Source organism: Cupriavidus sp. FW305-26, assembly GCF_058787975.1.
Window position 1 is genome coordinate 37281 of the sequence record NZ_JBYTAH010000002.1, and the last position, 16573, is coordinate 53853.

Below are 16573 nucleotides of genomic sequence, written 5' to 3' on the forward strand. Positions count from 1 at the left end.
TGAGGAAACCTCAACCGTATGGCAGACTCCCCGGCATGGACAAACTGCCCCCACTGAACGCGTTGCGCGCCTTCGAGGCCGCCGCCCGGCACCTCAGCATCACCACGGCCGCCGAGGAGCTGCATGTCACCCCCGGCGCCGTCAGCCGCCAGATCCGCGCGCTGGAGGACGGGCTGGGCGTGCAGCTGCTGCATCGCGGCCACCGCCAGATCTCGCTCACGCGCACCGGCGAGGACTACTACCGCGCCGTGACCAGGGCGATGGACGACCTGCGCGAGGCCACGCGGCGATTGAGCAAGCGCGCCAAGCGCAGGCAGCTGAAGGTACGCGCCTACACCACCTTTGCCATGCGCTGGCTGATCCCGCGGCTGTCGAGCTTCCATGCCGCCAATCCCGGCATCGAGGTGCTGCTGACGGCGTCGCTCGATCCGGTCGACTTCCGCAAGGAAGACATCGACGGCGCGATCAGGCTGGGTGACGGCAAGTGGAGCGGCGTGAATACCTACCGGCTGGTGTCGAACATCCTGGTGCCGGTATGCAGCCCGGGGCTGCTGGAGGGCGGGCCGAAGGTGAAGAAGCCCGCCGACCTGCAGCACCAGACCCTGCTGCACTCGATCGCGCGGCCCGACGATTGGGCCCACTGGCTCAAGGCCGCGCGCGCCGACAAGGAGGTCGATGCGCGCAGCGGCATGACCTTCCAGAGCTCGGCCATGGCCTATGCGGCCGCGGCAGAAGGGCAGGGCTTCGCGATCGCGCAGCGCTTCCTGGTGGCGGCGGATCTCGACGCCGGCCGGCTGGTGGCGCCGTTCCGCCAGACTGTGGACATGGGCGACTTCACCTACTACCTGCTGACGCCTGCCGATCGCAAGGAGAGCCCGAGCATGGCAGTGTTCCGGCAATGGCTGCTGGCGCAGTTTGACACTCAGGGTTGAGCGCGCTCACGATGCCGCCGCGACCACGTGTCGCTTTTCCTCGATATCGCCGCAGCGGATAGCGCCCCGAGACGACAGCGCGGCGATTTCGTCGCGGCTGTAGCCAAGCTCGCCCAGCACCGCCTGCGTATGCTGTCCGCAAGCTGGTGCCGGCCGCGATGGCAACGCGTTCTCCTGAGCGCTGTTGATCGGGAATCCCGGCATGCGGATCTCGCCCAGCGTGTCGTGCCGGACGCGCTGCACCATGCGGTTGGCGGCCACCTGCGGATGCGCCATGACGTCCTCGTAGGTCGCCACGGGGGCGCACAGAATGTCGGCGTCCTGGAGCAACGCCAGCCATGTGTCGGTCGCGCGGGTGACGAAGGCACTGGTCAGCACCTCCACCATTGCCGCGCGATTGACCACGCGCAGCGGTGAAGTCGCAAAGCGCGGATCGTCGGCCAGTTCGGGCCGGCCCAGCACATCGCACAACCGGCGCCAGCGCTCGGGCATATAGGCGGCCACCATGACCCAGCCATCGGCGGTGCGGAAGGCCTGGTTGGGCGCTGAGTAGGGCGCCGCGCTGCCCACACGTTCCGGCAGTTGCCCGTCGGCGCAGTAGCTGGTGATGGACGACTGCTGCAGCGCCAGCGCCGCATTGAGCAGGTTGACGTCGAGATGGCCGCCCAGGCCGTCGCGGGCCCGCTGCGCGAGCTTCGCCAACACGCCCACGGAGGCCACGTAGCCGGTCATCACGTCGACGACCGGCGCCTGCACCTTGCACGGCTCGCCGTCGGGCAGGCCGATCAGGCTCATCAGGCCGGAATCCGCCTGCATGATGCCGTCGACGCCGGCGCGGCTCGCATATGGTCCCTCCTGCCCGTAGGCGGAGATCGAGCAGTAGATCAGCGCGGGGTGTTCGTCCGCCAGTTGCGCATGGCCAAGGCCGAGGCGTTCCATCACGCCGGGCCGCATGCTTTCCACCACGATGTCGGCACCCACGATCAGGCGGCGGGCCACGGCCACGCCGTCGGCGGACTTCAGGTCGATCGCCACGCCCAGCTTGTTGCGGTTGAAGCCGTGAAACAGCGCGCTGTCGTCGCCGAGCCAGCCGGGCCCCAGCCCGCGGCCCATCTCACCGCCCGGCGGCTCCACCTTGATGACCCTCGCGCCCATGTCGGCCAGCAGCATGGTGCAGGTCGGCCCGGCGCCGATCTGCGTGAAATCGATGACGGTCAGGCCGTCCAGTGCGTCGCGCAACATGTCATGCCTCCGGTAGGGTGCGGGATCGTTTGAACGTGCCTTGCGCGGTCGCCACCAGCACGCCGGCATCGGTGGTCAGCTCCGCCGAGGCGAAGTACAGGCTCTTGCCGGCGCGGGTGAGTTGCGCCGTGGCGCGCAGCCGGCCCGTGCTGGCCTTGCTGAGATAGCTGATCGTCAGCATGACGGTGACCGCGTGGCCGAGCGTGCCGTCCGGGCCGGCGGGCAACCCGGCGTAGCCGCAGGCGGCGTCGAGCAGCGTGGCGGTGACGCCGCCCTGCACGCTGCCCTGCCGGTTCAGGTGGCGTGGCTCGAGGTCGAGCTCGAAGGTGCAGCGGCCGTCGCCGACGCTGGCCAGGCGGATGCCGAGGTAGTCCAGCAGCGGGTTGTCGGTTGACGGCACCGTGGCGGGATGCATGTTCATAAGGCCACCTTGATGCCGTTGTCCTGGATCAGCCGCTGCCAGCGCGCCATTTCCTTGCCGATATAGGTCTTCAGCTCGGCCGGCGACGACGCCTGCGGCTCGAAGCCTTGCTTTGCCATCTGCTCGGCGATGTCAGGCGATTTCAGCGCGGCCACCAGTGCGGCGTTGAGCTTGTCGACCACTGGCTTCGGCGTCTGCGCCGGCGCCAGCAGGCTGTACCACAGCTCGGCGTCGTAGCCGGCGATGCCTGCTTCCGCAAAGGTCGGCAGGTCGGGCATGAGCGCGGTGCGCTTCTTGCCGGCGATGCCCAGCGCGCGCAGTTTGCCGGCGCGCACATACTGGATCGCCGAAGCAAAGGTCGCGAACGAGATCTGCACTTGCCCGCCCATCAGATCGGTGATCGACGGCCCGGTGCCGCGATAGGGCACGTGCAGCAGTTCGGTCTTGTTGAGCCTGGCAAAGACTTCACCGGCCAGGTGCTGGGGCGTGCCGTTGCCCGGGCTGCTATAGCTGAGCTTGCCGGGATTGGCGCGGGTGTACTGGATAAAATCCTGCAGCGTGCGGAACGGCTGGTCGGGGTTGGCGACCAGCATGATCGGCACTGACGCGATCCGCCCCACCGGCTCGAAGTCGCGTTCGATGCTGAACGGAATCTTCGTGCCGAGAAACGGGTTCATCGTCACCTGGCTGGATGCGATCACCAGCGTATAGCCGTCCGGCGCCGCGTGGGCGACATAGTCGGCGCCGAGATTGCCGCCCGCGCCGGGCTTGTTCTCGATCACGACGGTCTGGCCCAGCAGCTTGCCCATCTTCGGCGCGATCAGCCGCGCGAGGATATCGTTGCCGCCGCCGGGGGCGAACGGCACCACCAGCGTAATCGGTTTTTGCCTGGGGAAGGGCGCCTGCGCCGCGGCGCCCAGCGCCGTGGCTGCCAGCATGCCGGCCAGCGCCACGCGTGCGAATCGGGTAATGCGGGTCATGGTCTGTCTCCTGTCTGTCTGTTTGCGAACGCTTAGCGCCCGGTGTAGCGGGGCTCGCGCTTCTCGGCGAAGGCCTGCCGGCCTTCGGTGCGGTCCGCGGTATCGCGCAGCACGCCCCAGTAGAGTTCGGTCAGTTGCTGGGCGTCGGCTTCGCTGAGGTGGCTGGTCTGGCGCGACAGCTTCTTGACGGCCTGCACCGCCAGCGGCGCATTGGCGGCGATGCGGGTCGCGATCGCCAGCGCACGGTCGAGCAGCGTGGCAGGCGCCACCGTCTCGGTGACCAGCCCGATGCGCGCGGCCTGCGCCGCGTCGATTCGCTCGCCGGTCAGCACCATCTGCATCGCATGCGCCGCCGGCACGGCCTTCAGCAGGCGATGCAGGCCCGAGACAGCGGGGATTGACCCGACCGCGGCTTCGGGCAGGCCGAAGCTCGCTTGTTCTGACGCGATCCGCGCATCGCATTGCAGCGCTATCTCAAGCCCCGCTCCAAGGCAATGGCCGTTGACCGCCGCGATCAGCGGCTTGAACAGGCCCAGGTCGGTCAGGTCCATCAGCCGGATATAGAGCCCCAGGTCGGCGGCCTGCTCCGGCGCGCGGAACAGTGCTTCCGGATAGGTCGCGGGCGAGCTGCGCGTGCCTTTCAGGTCGGCGCCCGCGCAGAAGGCGCGCGTGCCGGCGCCGGTCAGCACCGCCACGCGCAGGTCGTCGCGGTCGCGCACTTCGATGAGGTGCGCGCGCAGTTCGCGCAGCGCGGCCACGTCCAGCGCATTGAGTGCCTCGGGCCGGTCGATCGTTAGCACGGCGACCGCGCCTTCGGTGTGGAGTCGTACGGTCATGGCTTGCCTCCTTACACGCTTGGCGACGACAGGCTGCGGCCGCCACAGACATAGAGCACCTGCCCGGTCACGTAGGACGACTGCGGGTCGAGGAAGAAGCTGACCGCGTTGGCGATATCGTCGGCGGTGCCGATGCGCTGCACCGGGACCGACTTCTGCAGCCGGGCCTGCACGTCGGGCGCGAAGCCGCGGAACAGCGGGGTATCGACGATGCCCGGCGCCACTGCATTGACGGTGATGCCCTTGCTCGCAAACTCGATCGCCAGCGAGCGCGTCAGGCTGACTACGCCGCCCTTGGCCGCGGAGTAGTTAGCCTGTCCGAATCCGCCCAGCCACGCCCGCGACGAGATATTGACCACGCGCCCGTAGCCGCGCTCGACCATGCCGGGCAGCGCCGCGCGGCAGCACAGGAACTGCGAGCGCAGGTTGGTATCGATGACCAGGTCCCAGTCGTCGTCGGTCATCTTCAGGAAGCGCATGTCGCGCACGGCGCCGGCGTTGTTGACCAGGTAGTCGACGCGGCCAGTGCGCGCCTGGATTTGCGCGAAGGCATCGTTGACCGCGGCCGAGTCGGTCAGGTCGGCACTGGCGCCAAAGGCGTTGAAGCCCTCGGCAACCAGCGCACCGACGGCGGTATCGAGCGCGGCGGCGTCGCGGTCGAGCAGGGCCACGGCCAGCCCCTGGCGGGCCAGTTGCGTGGCGATGCCCAGGCCGATGCCGCGCGCTGCGCCGGTGACCACCGCCACATGGGAAGGATCGAAGCGTTGCGTGCCCATCTCAGACTCCCAGCAGGTGGACGGAAGAAGCGGCGTGGTCCACGCCCGCGATGCCGCCGCCGGTGCATTGCGTCAGGCCGATGCGGGTATCCGCCACCTGGCGTTCGCCGGCGCGGCCTTGCAGCTGCCACAGGATCTCGACCATCTGCGCCACGCCGGTGGCGCCCAGCGGATGCCCCTTGGCCAGCAGGCCGCCGCTCGGGTTGACCGGCACGCGCCCGCCCAGGCGCGTCGCGCCGGACTTGAGCAGCGCCACGGCATCGCCACGCGGCGCCAGGCCGAGGGCTTCGTAGTAGAGCAGTTCGGCGATGGTGAAGGCGTCGTGCAGTTCGACCACGTCGACGTCCTGCGGGCCGAGCCCGGCCTGTTCGTAAGCCTGGCGCGCGGCGCGCGCGGTGATCTCGGCATCGAGGATATCGTCGTCGGCCTCCTCGCGCATGCCCGACACCACTACAGACGACAGCACCTTCACCGGCCGCGCCTGCGCCGGCCGGCGCGTGCTCAGCACCACCGACGCCGCGCCATCGACCTGCGACGGGCAGCACTGCAGCAGCGTCAGCGGGTCGGCGATCATGCGCGAGGCCAGCACTTCCTCGACCGTGGTGGTCTTGCGCTGCTGGGCATACGGGTTCAGCGAGCCGTGGTAGCGGTTCTTCACGGCCACTTCAGCGAGGTCGGACGGATTGGCGTCGCGCTCGTGCAGGAAACGCGTGCCGCGCATCGCATACACCGCGGGCAGTACCATGCCGGACTTCGCATAGAGGTCGGTCTTGTGGTCATTGCGCTGCAGCGGGATGGTGCCGCCGCCGAGCGCGGTCAGCTGCTCGATGCCGAAGACCAGCACCGTGTCGTATTGCCCGGCCAGCAGCGCGTGCCGTGCCAGGTGCACGCCGGTGGCGCCGCTGGCGCAGGCGTTCTCGACGTTGTAGACCGGGATGCCCTTGAGCCCCAGATCGCGCACGATCAGCTGGCCGAGGATCATGCCGCCCAGGACGTTGGCGCAGTAGACCGCCTGGATGCGGCCGGCCGGCACGTCGGCATCGGCCAGCGCCTTCAGGATTGCCTGTTGCGCCAGCTCCGGCGCCAGCACGGCGGGGTGCCGGCCGAACGGCGTCATCGCGCCGCCATGGATGTAGATGTCCTGCATCTTGCTTACCTCTCCTTCTCTCGATCGATCAGACCGTGACGGCCTCGAAGACATAGCCCAGCTCGGCGTCATGCCGCTGCGCGTAGCGTTCGCCGATGACCGGACGCGCCGCGCCCTGCAGGCGGCCGAAGATTCGCACCGGCCCGACGAAATCGACATAACCCAGCGCATATGGAGCCAGTCCGCTCTTGGGCGCGGGATGGATCACGGTGAAGCTGTAGAGCACGCCCGTGCCGGTGATGGCGACGGTCTCGTGGCCGTCCGCCAGCGGAGAGTCGGCGGGCAGCGCCGGGAAGATCCACTCGCCGGTGGCGCGGTCACGCGAGGCGAGCAGGTGGGGGACGGGTTCCGCGCTCCAGAGCGGATAGGGCTGGTCTGACATGGCTGTCTCCTGTGGGTTGGCCTTGGCGTAATAGTTGTCGTCGGCGGCCTGCACGACAAACGATATTTCCGGCGCTTTCGGTTGAGAAAAAGTCAAACGAAAAGGCGAGGCAGGGCGTCTGGAAAAGCGCTTTGTCCGGGGATTGGAGTCAGCCGTTCAGGGCTCGTCCTGCCGCGTTGCGTCGACTTCGGACCGGGCGATCACACCCACGCCGATGCGCCATTCAAGGCCGTGCCGCGCAGGCGCGGATTGCCTTCGACCGCACGGGCACCCTCGGTGTACGGATCGAACTTTCGCCCCGGCGTGGCCGAGACCCCGCTGCGGTCGAGCCCGGCGACGAGCGCAGTGGCGCCACTGTCATGCGCGCCTTCTGAGAAGGTGTCGAAGCGGCCCTGCCGCTGGCCGTCGGTGAACACGTCATGCGTGCGCGCTGCCACGCTGGCGGGCGCGCTGTTGCCGGCTTGCGCGGCATTGGCGTTCTGGAGGGAGACGGCGGCCACCAGCGAGATGGCGGCGGGAACAAGGGTGCGTGCGAGTTGGGCAATCATGATGTCGCTCCTGGAGACTGGTCATCAGAGAAAGAGGCGGACGGTGGCTGCTGCGCGTTTCCCGGTGTGGTTCCGGGGATGGCGCTGTGCAGCCGCCGTTGAGACCAATTTAGGCGTGGAGCGAACGTCGCACTAGAGAGTGGAATGGCGTTTCAATAGCAACTTCTGGTTGTCTGTGCTGCGGGGTAGCAGGCTCAGGTCACGACCCCGACCAGCCGTGACAGCGACTGCTCCGCGCCCCGGCCCGCCTCCACCACGAAGTCGATGAAGCGCCGGACCCGCACCGGCATCTGGCTGCGATGCGGGTAGTACATGTACATGCCGACATTGCTGCTGCTGTACCCCGGCAGGATCGCCTTCAGCCGCCCGCTCACGAGGTCGGCGTGGATCATGTAGGCGGGCAGCTGGCCGATGCCCATGCCGGCGCGCACCGCTTCGACCTCGGTTTCCACGTCATTGAAGCTCGCCACGGCAGGCACCTCCTGGTAGATCAGGTCGCCGTCCACCTGCAGCTCCCACGGCACCATGCGCCCGGTCGCGGGGCGGCGGAAGCCGGTGCACTGGTGCTGCGGCAAGTCGTCGAGGGTTGCCGGCTCGCCGTGCCGCGCCAGGTAATCCGGCGCCGCGCAGATGACCAGCGGCAGGTCGCACAGCCGCCGCGCCACCAGGTTCTGGCCGGGGCTGGTGCCGACGCGGAAGCCGACGTCGATCTTGGCTTCGACCAGGTCGGTGAAGAGGTCGCTCAGCACTACATCGAAGGTGATGCCGGGGTATTGTTCGCGAAAGCCCCGCACCAGCGGGACCAGCACGCGGCTGCCGAGCGACGGCGGAGCGGTCAGGCGGATCAGACCGTCGTTGTCGCTCTTGCTGCTGCGGACCTGCTCGAGCGCTTCGTCGAGCTGGCGCATGCCCGGCGCGGCCAGCTCGAACAGGCGTGCGCCTTCTTCCGTCAGGCTGAGCTTGCGCGTGGTCCGGTGCAGCAGGCGCACGCCGAGATGATCCTCCAGCGTGCGCACGGCCTTGCTGGCGGCCTGCGGGGTGACGCCAGCTTCCACCGCGGCGCGGTGGAAGCTGCCGGCGCGTACCACGCCGAGGAAGAGGGTGAGGACACGGGCCTTGTCCATGACTGGCAACGGATGGTGGAGAATGCCGCCATCATAGTGCCGATTTGGGGACAACCGGCGGGCGTGGGCCGCCACAGACCCCGTGCCTGTGAATTGCGGATAGAGCGAACAGAGCGGATTGAGCGGGCAGAGGCGTCTACTTCAGCTCGCAATGCATGCACAGCCCTGGCGGTATGCCTGCAATCCTGAGCGTGTGCGACGCGCGGACTTCAGCGGGAAGGTTCTCCGCGGAGACCAGCTGGAAGCCATAGCGGGCGAAATGACTCGGGCAATTGCTGGTCGCCAGTACGGCGCGACGCACGCCTTGCGCGCGCGCCCGCATCAATACCGCGGAGACCAGGTGAGTCGCCACCCCGAGCTGGCGATATTCGGGAAGGACGGCCACAGACCGGATGACGACGAGATCGTCGTATCGTTCGGCGCCGGCGCATCCAACGATGCGGCCTTCCAGCACGGCAACATGGAAAGTCTCCAGATGCGCTTCGATTTCGTGCTCGTCCAAGCCGCATTGCGCGAGAACCTTCGAAATTGCCGGCAGATCTTGCGTGCCCGCAGAACGAATGCGTAGATCTTTGATCATGATGAAGCCTGTCGCCGGCGGTCCTTGACGCGTGGGCGGATACGGAGTGTTTTGGTGTTGGCGGGAGAAAAGTACCTTATCAATCCCCGGCAGCCTAGGTTTTCGTACACTAGAAAACCCTAGGTCCTCGGGTAAGCCCTGTAGAGAAATACATTTCAAAATCGCGTCGAGCCTGCGGATCCCCGCCGACGCCGTCAGTTTGGGCGGCGTCGGCGGCATGTCGCACTTGCCGGACTAGTGCTCGACCAGGTGCTCGATGCGGATCGGAAGCTCCCGCACGCGCTTTCCCGTTGCGTGAAACACGGCGTTGGCTACGGCCGGCGCCACGCCCACCAGCGCGATTTCACCTAACCCCTTGACGCCCAGTTCGTTCACATGGGGATCGACCTCGTCGACAAAATGCGCTTCCAGCCCGTGGATATCCAGGTTGACGGGCACGAGGTAATCCGCCATGTGCGCATTCACCGGCCGGCCGTCCCGCGGATCCAGCGCGGTTCGCTCCATCAGCGCCATGCCGATGCCGCCGACCATCCCGCCCGTGCATTGGCTGGCTGCGAGCCGCGGATTCACGATACGACCCGCGCCATAGGCGCCGACCACGCGCCGGACACGGATCGTGCCGACATCGGGATCGATGGCGACTTCGACGAACACGGCACCGAAGGCATGCATGGAAAACCGGCTGCGCACCTCGCCATCCGGGCCTGCCGTGGCGCTCGCTTCGATGGCGCCGTCCGTGCGATCCGCGCGCGCCTGGCGCTGGTCCAGCGCGGCAATGCAGGCCGCGCGCACGGCCGAGCCGACGGACGCGAGGGTCATCGAGCCCCCGTGCGGCGGGGTAGGTGGGAAATCCGAACGGCCAAGGCTGAAGCGCACGCTGTCCATCGGCAGGCCCAGCGTCTCGGCGGCAATCTGCGTGATCGAGGTGTAGGTGCCGGGCCCCATGTCGCTGGCGGCGGCTTCGACTTCGGCCGTTCCGTCGGCAAGCAGGCGCACGCGGGCGCTGGCCTGGCCGTGGAAGACCGGGTAGCTGGCACAGGCCATCCCCCAGCCGATATGCAGGCGGCCGTCCCGCATCGAGCCGGGCGAGAGCGTGCGGCGGGACCAGCCGAACGCGTCGGCGCCGCGTTCGTAGCAGGCAAGCATGGAGCGACTGGAGAACGGCAGTTGCATGCCCTCGTCGAGCCCGGGTTCATTGCGCCGCCGCAGTTCCAGCGGATCCATCTCGAGGGCGTAGGCCAGCTCGTCCATCGCGCATTCCAGCGCAAAGACGCCGGTGGCCTCGCCCGGACCCCGCATAAAGGTCGGCGTGCCGATGTCCAGCGGCACCAGCCGGTAGCGAGTGCGCACATTGGGACAGCGATAGAGGAACGGCGTCACCGCAGTGAGTGCCTCGGTGAACTGCTCATGGCGGCTGGTTTCGCCGGTGCCTTCGTGCACGATGCCGGTCAGCCTGCCGTCGGGCGTTGCCGACAGCGCAATGCGCTGCACGGTGCGCGGCCGGTGCCCCGTCTGATGGAACATCTGTCGCCGCGACAGCACCAGCTTGACGGGCTTGCCCACTTCGCGCGCGGCGACTGCCGCCAGCGTGACATGCGGCCAGGTGCGCAGGCTGGTGCCGAAGGCGCCGCCGATAAACGGGCAGATGACGTGGACGTTCTCAGCCGGGATGCCGAGGATCGCCGCGATCTCGGCCTGCTCGTTGATCACGAACTGGCTCTTGCTCCAGAGCGTCAGCTGGTCGCCTTGCCAGGCGGCAACGGTGGCGTTCGGTTCGATCGGGAAGTGATTTTCTCGCGCGGCATCGTAGGTGGCGTCGATGCTGACGGCAGCCGCCGCCAGCGCGGCCTCGGGGTCGCCGCGGACCCGGTCCGCCGAATGGGGGCCTGGTTCGCGTCCCGCCTCCGGCACCACGGCTTCGGCGCGCTGGTCGAGCGGGTCGGAGACCGGTGATTCCTCGGCATAGCGAATCAGCAGCAGGCAGGCCGCATGCTCGGCCTGGTCCAGCGTCTGCGCCACGACCACGGCAACCGGCTGGCCATAGAAGCGGACGTGATCGTCCTGCAGGACATGCAGACGTTCGCCGTGTTCCGGATCGATAAAGCCCTTGTGCGGGGCGTACGCCAGTTTCGGCGCGTTTTCGTGCGTCAGTACCGCCAGTACCCCTGGCAGTCGGCGCGCGGCTTCGGCGTCGAGTGCGATCACGCGACCGAGTCCGATCGAAGCGCCCACGATCACCGCGTAGGCCTGTCCTGGCTGGTTGAAGTCGGCGGCATACCGCGCGCTGCCGGTCACCTTGGCGCGCCCGTCGACGCGGGCATGCGGCTGGCCGATATGGTTTGCGTTCATCTGCCTTCTCCTGCGAGTTCGAGGGCCCGTACCACCGTTCGTTGCAGCAGCGCGACCTTGTAGCGGTTGCCTGGCAGCGGGGTGGCGCCTGCAATCGTGGTAAGCGCTGCCGCCTCGAAGCTCGCGCGCGTGGGCGGCCTGCCTTGCAGCGCGAGTTCGGCCGCGCGCATGCGCCATGGCCGGGTGCCCACGCCACCGCATGCGAGGCGAGCGGCCTGGATCACGCCATCCCTGACCTCGAAGGCTGCCGCGGCAGATACCAGGGCAAACTCATACGAGGCCCGGTCCCGCACTTTCAGATAGCGCGCAGTCCGTGCATAGGCGAGCGGTGGAACTCGCACCTCGGCAATGAGTTCTCCGGCCTGCAAGGTGTGTTCGAGATGCGGCGTGGTTCCGGGCAGGCGGTAAAGGTCTTCCACGCGGAAATGGCGCGCGCCGTGCGGACCCCGTACGTGGACCACCGCGTCCAGCGCGACCAGGGCAACCGCAAGGTCGGACGGATGCGTTGCGGAGCAATGGTCGCTGGCGCCCAGGATGGCATTGCCCGCGTGCAACCCGTCGATGGCCGCGCAGCCGCTGTCCGGGGTGCGCTTGTTGCAGGCGGCATCGAGCATGCGGAAGTAAGGACAGCGCACGCGCTGGAGCAGGTTGCCGCCGATGCTGGCCATGTTTCGCAACTGGGGAGAGGCGCCCTCGACCAGCGACTCGGCGATCACCGGGTGGAGCCGGCAAACGTCGGGATGCGCGGCGACATCGGACATGCGGGCCAGCGCGCCGATGACCAGCTCGTCGCCCTCCATGCGGATATGGTTCAGCGGCAGCGCGTTGATGTCTACCAGTTGCGTGGGCTGTTCCACGTGCTCGCGCATCAGGTCCACCAGCGTGGTGCCGCCGGCGATGAAGCGGGCCCCGGCCGCGGCCGCCGCCAGCGCTTCAGCTTCCGAGCCGGCTTTCTGCAGTGTGAACGGGATCATGGCAGCATCCTCCCGCCGACCTCGGCGATCGCCGCGACGACCCCCGGGTAAGCCCCGCAACGGCAGATATTGCCGCTCATCCAGAAGCGCACATCGTCGGCGGAGGTGGCATGACCCTCATTGATGCAGGCGACGCCGGACATGATCTGGCCTGCCGTACAGAATCCGCATTGGAAGCCATCGTGCGCGATAAACGCGGCCTGTAGCGGATGCAGCTCGCCGTCGGCCGACGACAGGCCTTCGATCGTGCTCACGTGGGCGTCGTTGTACATGGCGGCCAAAGCCAGGCAGGCGTTGATCCGGCGCCCGTCCACCAGCACCGTGCAGGCCCCGCACGCGCCCTGGTTGCAGCCCTTTTTCGTGCCCGTGAGGTCCAGGCGCTCGCGCAGTACGTCAAGCAGGGATTCGCGCGGATCGATATCGAGGCGATGCAGCGTGCCGTTGACCGTCAGGCACAGCGGCATGCGGGTTGAGCCGTAGCTATCGCCAGGCTGTGGTTGGCTTGCGTCGGAACGAACAGAACTGGACATAGTCGACATTCCTCTTTGCATAGCCCGGATGATTCGGGCGGTTGGGGACAGGGACTTCGCCCGGGCCTGCGCCAGCTTCGGCAGCGAACTGCCGGAATGACTGGGGGCGCATTCTGCAAGTCTCTGCAGGTTTGGCCTGACACTGGCCTGCCTCGGGACCGGAAGGTGTGTGGCTGCCTCGGACTGGTGGGACAGTCGTTGAAACGCTACAGGCACCGGCGGCCATCGCAATAGAACGTGGTTGCGCTGCGGTGGACGACTCTTGCGCTGACTCGTTGGATGATAGGTATGAAAAGGAGGACCGGCCGGCATGGCTTGCGTCAGGTCCCGCGGATTGTGCGGGCCGCTTTACTTCAACCGGATAAATTCATATGCTTTCATGCGCAGCGGGGACCTGGCCCTTGCCCCGACGCTACCGTCGTGGGCCCTTGCGGGGTATGTGCCTATGCGATCGCCGACGAGACATGGCGTGATCGATGCGGAGTTGCCGGTTCGTCCCGATGTCAGCAGCAGCAGACGCCCGTGGGCTGGCATCACCGTGCAGATCCATCACTGGCGCTCGGCCGGATCGGTGTCCTCTCCGGAGCTGGACCACGACATGCTTGCGATGCGACTCGCGGGACACGCCAGGCTTGAGCAGCGGCGACTGGGCCAGGTGCATCGCGGCATCGTCGTTCCCGGCAATATCAGCCTGCACCCGCGGCTGGTCGAATCCAGCTGGAGTTGGGACAGGCCCGGTTCCATCGTCATTGCGAGGATTCCGCAAAGCCTGCTGGCCGAAGCCGCTGATGCCACGATCCGCCAGCCACGCGCCGCGCACAGGCTCCGCAATTGCTTCGGGCAGCGCGACGGCTTCGCCGAGACCATTACCTTTACGCTGGCGCGAGAGATCCAGGCGGTCGCGCATCCGGCGCAAATGCTGATCGCCGAGCCCCTTTCCTGCGCGCTGTCGGCGCATCTAGTGCATCGCTTCAATGTCAGTGACCCGGGCGCCTCGTCACTTCCCGGCGGGCTCCATCCGCAGGCCCTCAGCAGGGTCCTGGACTATATCCACGGTACACCGGAGGCGGTGAAGCTGCAGGCGCTGGCGGATATGGCCAATGTCAGCCGCTTTCATTTTGCGCGCATGTTCAAGCGCAGCATCGGCGAAACGCCGATGGCGTATGTCGAGCGCGTTCGCTTGCTGCGCGCGCGCGAGATGATCCGCTCGGGAGACTATCCGTTGGCATTGGTTGCCACGCTTGTCGGTTTCGCCGACCAGTCTCACTTTGGACGGCGGTTCAAGCGGCATTTCGGATGTACGCCGGGTGAATTTGCCGGGCATAAGGATGCCAGTCAGGGAGCCGCTCTTTAGGCTGTCATGGGGCGGCGGTGGCCATGGCCGGTCCGGCGCCCGTCACCTGCCTCGGCGATTTCATCCATTCCGACGACGCCTTGAACCCTTCGCCATGTGAACAATGTCCCACCCCCCAAGGAGACAATCACATGACAAAGCATCCATTCGACCTGAGCGGCAAAGTGGCACTGGTGACCGGCGGCAACGGCGGCATCGGCCTGGGCATTGCCGAAGGGCTGGCCGCGGCCGGCGCCGATATCGCGATCTGGGGCACGAATGCCGACAAGAACGCTGCCGCTGCCGGCCGCCTGGCCCAGCATGGGCGCAAGGTGCATACCGAGCTTTGCGACGTCGGCGACGAGCAGGCGGTCGATGCTGCAATGCGGCGCACGGTGGCGGCGCTGGGGCGCATTGACGGCTGCTTTGCCAATGCCGGCGTGGGCAGCGGCAACAAGGGGCCGTTCGACCAGATGCCGACCGAGGCCTGGCGCAGGACCATGCGCGTCAACCTGGACGGTGCCTTCTTCACGCTGCGCGCCGCGGTGCGGCAGATGCTGGTGCAGGGCGAGGGCGGGGTGCTGTGCAGCACGGCCTCGGTCGCGGCGATTGAAGGCGCGCCGCGCTCCGAGCACTATGCGGCCACCAAGGGCGGCGTGATCTCGATGATGCGGGGGCTGGCGGTGGAGTACGCGCGCAAGGGCATCCGCGCGCACTCGATCCTGCCGGGCTGGATCAGGACCGAGATGACCAGCGTGGCCCAGGGTAACGATGCCTTCCAGGAAATGGTGCACAAGCGCGTGCCGATGCGCCGCTGGGGTGAGGGTAGTGACTTCGCCGGGATTGCGGTGTACCTGATGAGCGCGGCGTCGGCCTACCACACGGGCGATACCTTTGTGATCGACGGGGGCTACACGCTGTTCTGAGGCGGGCCAGAAGCGTGGGCGCGCCAGGCGGCACGCCCACGCGCGAGTTACAGCACGTCGTCCTTCAGGTGATACCAGTGGTACAGCACCCGCTGCCCCATCCTCCGGAACGGCGCGAACATCTGCGATTCCACCATCTCCCGCACATTCGGGAATGGCAGCGGCGAACGGAAGATCGGCAGTTCTGGCAGCGCGGCAGCCTTGCCAGCAATCAACGCCGCCAGCCGCTTGCCAGCCTGCGCGGAGTACATCACGCCATTGCCGCCGTACCCCATTGCGTAATAGATCGACTGCGCCGGATCCGGCTGCGTGATACGCGGCATCATGTCGTGGCTGACATCGACCCAGCCCCACCACGAGTAATCGACCTGGATCCCCTGCAGCGCCGGGAACTTGCGGTGCATGTCGCCGATCAGCTTCTGCTTGTACTGCTCCTGCGGCGCGTCGTTGCCGGTGATGGCGCTGCGGCTGCCGATCTGCAGGCGGCCGTCTGGCATCAGGCGGTAGTAGTGGCGCAGGATGCGGGTGTCGGTGATGACCTGCGTGGTGCGGAAGTTGCACGCGGCCAGTTCGCTGGCCGTGAGCGGGCGCGTGACGATGGAGTTCGACAGGATCGGGAACAGCCGGTTCTTCAGCTCGCGGTGCAGCGTCTGCGAGGTATAGCCGCCGGTGGCCACGCCCACGGCGCGGGCGCGCACGATGCCGCCGGGGGTGCGCAGGTAGTGCACGCCGTTGCGCGTTTCCCAGCCGGTCACCGGGCTGGACGGATGCACCTTGGCGCCCAGCTCGCGCGCGCGGCGCAGGTAGCCGAAGGCGAGCTTGCCGGCGTGGATGCCGATGCCTTCGGGCTCATGCATGGCGCCCGCGGCTTCCTTGTCGTCGACATAGTCGCGCCGCACGGTGTCGGCGTCCATGATCCGTGCGTCGTACTTGAAGACTTCGCGCAGGAGCTTGGCTTCCTTCTCCAGCGCCGGCATCACCTTGGCGCGGTGCGCGATATACAGGTGGCCGCCAGGCTGCGGATCGCAGTTGATGTCCTGGATCAGGCCCTTGAAGGTCTCCATGCCGTCGCAGATTTCTTCATGCAGGCGCAGCGCGGTGTCCAGGCCGTAGCGCTGGATCCACTGCGAGCGCTTGAGCCGCCCGGACGCGCATTGCGCCTGGCCGCCGTTGCGCGTGCTGCAACCCCAGCTGACGCGGTTGGCTTCGAGCACGGTGGCCTTGATGCCGTATTCCTGTGCCAGGAAGATGGCGCAGGTCAGGCCGGTGAAGCCCGAGCCGATGATCGCCACATCCACGTCGATGTCATGCGTGATCGGGCCGTCGTCGGCGGGCGGTTCGCCCGCGGTGCCGATCCAGTAGGTGGGCGCGTATTCGCGGCCGTGACCGGGGGTGGGTGTGTGCAGGGGATCGTAGGCGGGGTCGTACGGCCGGGTGGGCGCGGTGGACTGCTCGCCGGCAAGGAGGCTGCTGCGGGGGGCTACGGCTTGCAT

17 protein-coding genes are annotated in these 16573 nt (G+C 67.5%); 3 read left to right on the forward strand and 14 right to left on the reverse strand.

Going from position 1 to position 16573, the window contains the following annotated elements; genetic code table 11:
• Window positions 1-35: 35 nt before the first annotated feature.
• Window positions 36-932 carry a transcriptional regulator GcvA gene (gene gcvA, locus AC3WQZ_RS01785; protein ID WP_492299941.1) on the forward strand — a complete coding sequence of 299 codons (897 nt, stop codon included), beginning with the start codon at window positions 36-38 and terminating at the stop codon, window positions 930-932.
• A gap of 6 nt (window positions 933-938) precedes the next feature.
• Here the strand turns inward: gcvA and AC3WQZ_RS01790 are convergent, their stop codons facing one another.
• The 13 genes from AC3WQZ_RS01790 to AC3WQZ_RS01850 all read right to left on the reverse strand — a co-directional run bounded on the left by AC3WQZ_RS01790 (window position 939) and on the right by AC3WQZ_RS01850 (window position 12821).
• Window positions 939-2174: a CaiB/BaiF CoA transferase family protein gene (locus AC3WQZ_RS01790; protein ID WP_492299942.1), complete on the reverse strand. Its 1236-nt coding sequence runs from the start codon at window positions 2172-2174 to the stop codon at window positions 939-941.
• Between the two features lies 1 nt (window position 2175).
• Window positions 2176-2595 carry a PaaI family thioesterase gene (locus AC3WQZ_RS01795; RefSeq protein WP_010812851.1) on the reverse strand — a complete coding sequence of 140 codons (420 nt, stop codon included), beginning with the start codon at window positions 2593-2595 and terminating at the stop codon, window positions 2176-2178.
• Window positions 2592-3575: a tripartite tricarboxylate transporter substrate binding protein gene (locus AC3WQZ_RS01800; protein ID WP_010812852.1), complete on the reverse strand. Its 984-nt coding sequence runs from the start codon at window positions 3573-3575 to the stop codon at window positions 2592-2594. Before AC3WQZ_RS01800 ends, AC3WQZ_RS01795 begins: the two co-directional genes overlap by 4 nt.
• A gap of 32 nt (window positions 3576-3607) precedes the next feature.
• Window positions 3608-4411 carry an enoyl-CoA hydratase/isomerase family protein gene (locus tag AC3WQZ_RS01805; protein ID WP_454749692.1) on the reverse strand — a complete coding sequence of 268 codons (804 nt, stop codon included), beginning with the start codon at window positions 4409-4411 and terminating at the stop codon, window positions 3608-3610.
• Window positions 4412-4422: 11 nt separating this feature from the next.
• The gene (locus AC3WQZ_RS01810; RefSeq protein WP_010812854.1) at window positions 4423-5187 is read right to left on the reverse strand and encodes an SDR family oxidoreductase; all 765 of its coding nucleotides are present in this window, start codon (window positions 5185-5187) and stop codon (window positions 4423-4425) included.
• A gap of 1 nt (window position 5188) precedes the next feature.
• Window positions 5189-6334, reverse strand: coding sequence for a thiolase family protein (locus tag AC3WQZ_RS01815; RefSeq protein ID WP_439669244.1), 1146 nt, complete (start codon window positions 6332-6334; stop codon window positions 5189-5191).
• A 28-nt stretch (window positions 6335-6362) separates the two neighbouring features.
• Window positions 6363-6716: a Zn-ribbon domain-containing OB-fold protein gene (locus tag AC3WQZ_RS01820; protein ID WP_010812856.1), complete on the reverse strand. Its 354-nt coding sequence runs from the start codon at window positions 6714-6716 to the stop codon at window positions 6363-6365.
• Window positions 6717-6916: 200 nt separating this feature from the next.
• Window positions 6917-7264: a hypothetical protein gene (locus tag AC3WQZ_RS01825; protein ID WP_058696519.1), complete on the reverse strand. Its 348-nt coding sequence runs from the start codon at window positions 7262-7264 to the stop codon at window positions 6917-6919.
• A 194-nt stretch (window positions 7265-7458) separates the two neighbouring features.
• Window positions 7459-8388 (reverse strand): LysR family transcriptional regulator, encoded by a 930-nt coding sequence (locus tag AC3WQZ_RS01830; RefSeq protein ID WP_010812858.1) that lies wholly within the window; start codon window positions 8386-8388, stop codon window positions 7459-7461.
• Window positions 8389-8524: 136 nt separating this feature from the next.
• On the reverse strand, window positions 8525-8968 hold the full coding sequence (locus tag AC3WQZ_RS01835; protein WP_010812859.1) for a GNAT family N-acetyltransferase: 444 nt from the start codon (window positions 8966-8968) through the stop codon (window positions 8525-8527).
• A 234-nt stretch (window positions 8969-9202) separates the two neighbouring features.
• Window positions 9203-11317 (reverse strand): xanthine dehydrogenase family protein molybdopterin-binding subunit, encoded by a 2115-nt coding sequence (locus tag AC3WQZ_RS01840; protein WP_058696518.1) that lies wholly within the window; start codon window positions 11315-11317, stop codon window positions 9203-9205.
• Complete coding sequence (locus AC3WQZ_RS01845) at window positions 11314-12291, reverse strand: FAD binding domain-containing protein (RefSeq protein WP_010812861.1); 978 nt, start codon at window positions 12289-12291, stop codon at window positions 11314-11316. Before AC3WQZ_RS01845 ends, AC3WQZ_RS01840 begins: the two co-directional genes overlap by 4 nt.
• Complete coding sequence (locus AC3WQZ_RS01850; protein WP_011617534.1) at window positions 12288-12821, reverse strand: (2Fe-2S)-binding protein; 534 nt, start codon at window positions 12819-12821, stop codon at window positions 12288-12290. The genes AC3WQZ_RS01845 and AC3WQZ_RS01850 overlap by 4 nt, the downstream gene beginning before the upstream one ends.
• A gap of 469 nt (window positions 12822-13290) precedes the next feature.
• Here AC3WQZ_RS01850 and AC3WQZ_RS01855 point away from each other — a divergent pair, with 469 nt between their 5' ends.
• Window positions 13291-14175, forward strand: coding sequence for a helix-turn-helix transcriptional regulator (locus tag AC3WQZ_RS01855; protein ID WP_492299944.1), 885 nt, complete (start codon window positions 13291-13293; stop codon window positions 14173-14175).
• Window positions 14176-14306: 131 nt separating this feature from the next.
• The gene (locus AC3WQZ_RS01860) at window positions 14307-15080 is read left to right on the forward strand and encodes an SDR family NAD(P)-dependent oxidoreductase (RefSeq protein WP_492299945.1); all 774 of its coding nucleotides are present in this window, start codon (window positions 14307-14309) and stop codon (window positions 15078-15080) included.
• A gap of 47 nt (window positions 15081-15127) precedes the next feature.
• On the opposite strand, the gene AC3WQZ_RS01865 is transcribed toward AC3WQZ_RS01860, so the two are convergent.
• Entirely contained in the window at window positions 15128-16573 is a 1446-nt protein-coding gene (locus tag AC3WQZ_RS01865) for an NAD(P)/FAD-dependent oxidoreductase (protein WP_436225061.1), read from the reverse strand.

Bases quoted from the DNA above. Each gene is read 5' to 3' on its own strand.
- gcvA (WP_492299941.1), top strand. From the start codon at position 36: ATGGACAAACTGCCCCCACTGAACGCGTTGCGCGCCTTCGAGGCCGCC.
- AC3WQZ_RS01790 (WP_492299942.1), bottom strand. From the start codon at position 2,174: ATGTTGCGCGACGCACTGGACGGCCTGACCGTCATCGATTTCACGCAG.
- AC3WQZ_RS01795 (WP_010812851.1), bottom strand. From the start codon at position 2,595: ATGAACATGCATCCCGCCACGGTGCCGTCAACCGACAACCCGCTGCTG.
- AC3WQZ_RS01800 (WP_010812852.1), bottom strand. From the start codon at position 3,575: ATGACCCGCATTACCCGATTCGCACGCGTGGCGCTGGCCGGCATGCTG.
- AC3WQZ_RS01805 (WP_454749692.1), bottom strand. From the start codon at position 4,411: ATGACCGTACGACTCCACACCGAAGGCGCGGTCGCCGTGCTAACGATC.
- AC3WQZ_RS01810 (WP_010812854.1), bottom strand. From the start codon at position 5,187: ATGGGCACGCAACGCTTCGATCCTTCCCATGTGGCGGTGGTCACCGGC.
- AC3WQZ_RS01815 (WP_439669244.1), bottom strand. From the start codon at position 6,334: ATGCAGGACATCTACATCCATGGCGGCGCGATGACGCCGTTCGGCCGG.
- AC3WQZ_RS01820 (WP_010812856.1), bottom strand. From the start codon at position 6,716: ATGTCAGACCAGCCCTATCCGCTCTGGAGCGCGGAACCCGTCCCCCAC.
- AC3WQZ_RS01825 (WP_058696519.1), bottom strand. From the start codon at position 7,264: ATGATTGCCCAACTCGCACGCACCCTTGTTCCCGCCGCCATCTCGCTG.
- AC3WQZ_RS01830 (WP_010812858.1), bottom strand. From the start codon at position 8,388: ATGGACAAGGCCCGTGTCCTCACCCTCTTCCTCGGCGTGGTACGCGCC.
- AC3WQZ_RS01835 (WP_010812859.1), bottom strand. From the start codon at position 8,968: ATGATCAAAGATCTACGCATTCGTTCTGCGGGCACGCAAGATCTGCCG.
- AC3WQZ_RS01840 (WP_058696518.1), bottom strand. From the start codon at position 11,317: ATGAACGCAAACCATATCGGCCAGCCGCATGCCCGCGTCGACGGGCGC.
- AC3WQZ_RS01845 (WP_010812861.1), bottom strand. From the start codon at position 12,291: ATGATCCCGTTCACACTGCAGAAAGCCGGCTCGGAAGCTGAAGCGCTG.
- AC3WQZ_RS01850 (WP_011617534.1), bottom strand. From the start codon at position 12,821: ATGTCCAGTTCTGTTCGTTCCGACGCAAGCCAACCACAGCCTGGCGAT.
- AC3WQZ_RS01860 (WP_492299945.1), top strand. From the start codon at position 14,307: ATGACAAAGCATCCATTCGACCTGAGCGGCAAAGTGGCACTGGTGACC.
- AC3WQZ_RS01865 (WP_436225061.1), bottom strand. From the start codon at position 16,573: ATGCAAGCCGTAGCCCCCCGCAGCAGCCTCCTTGCCGGCGAGCAGTCC.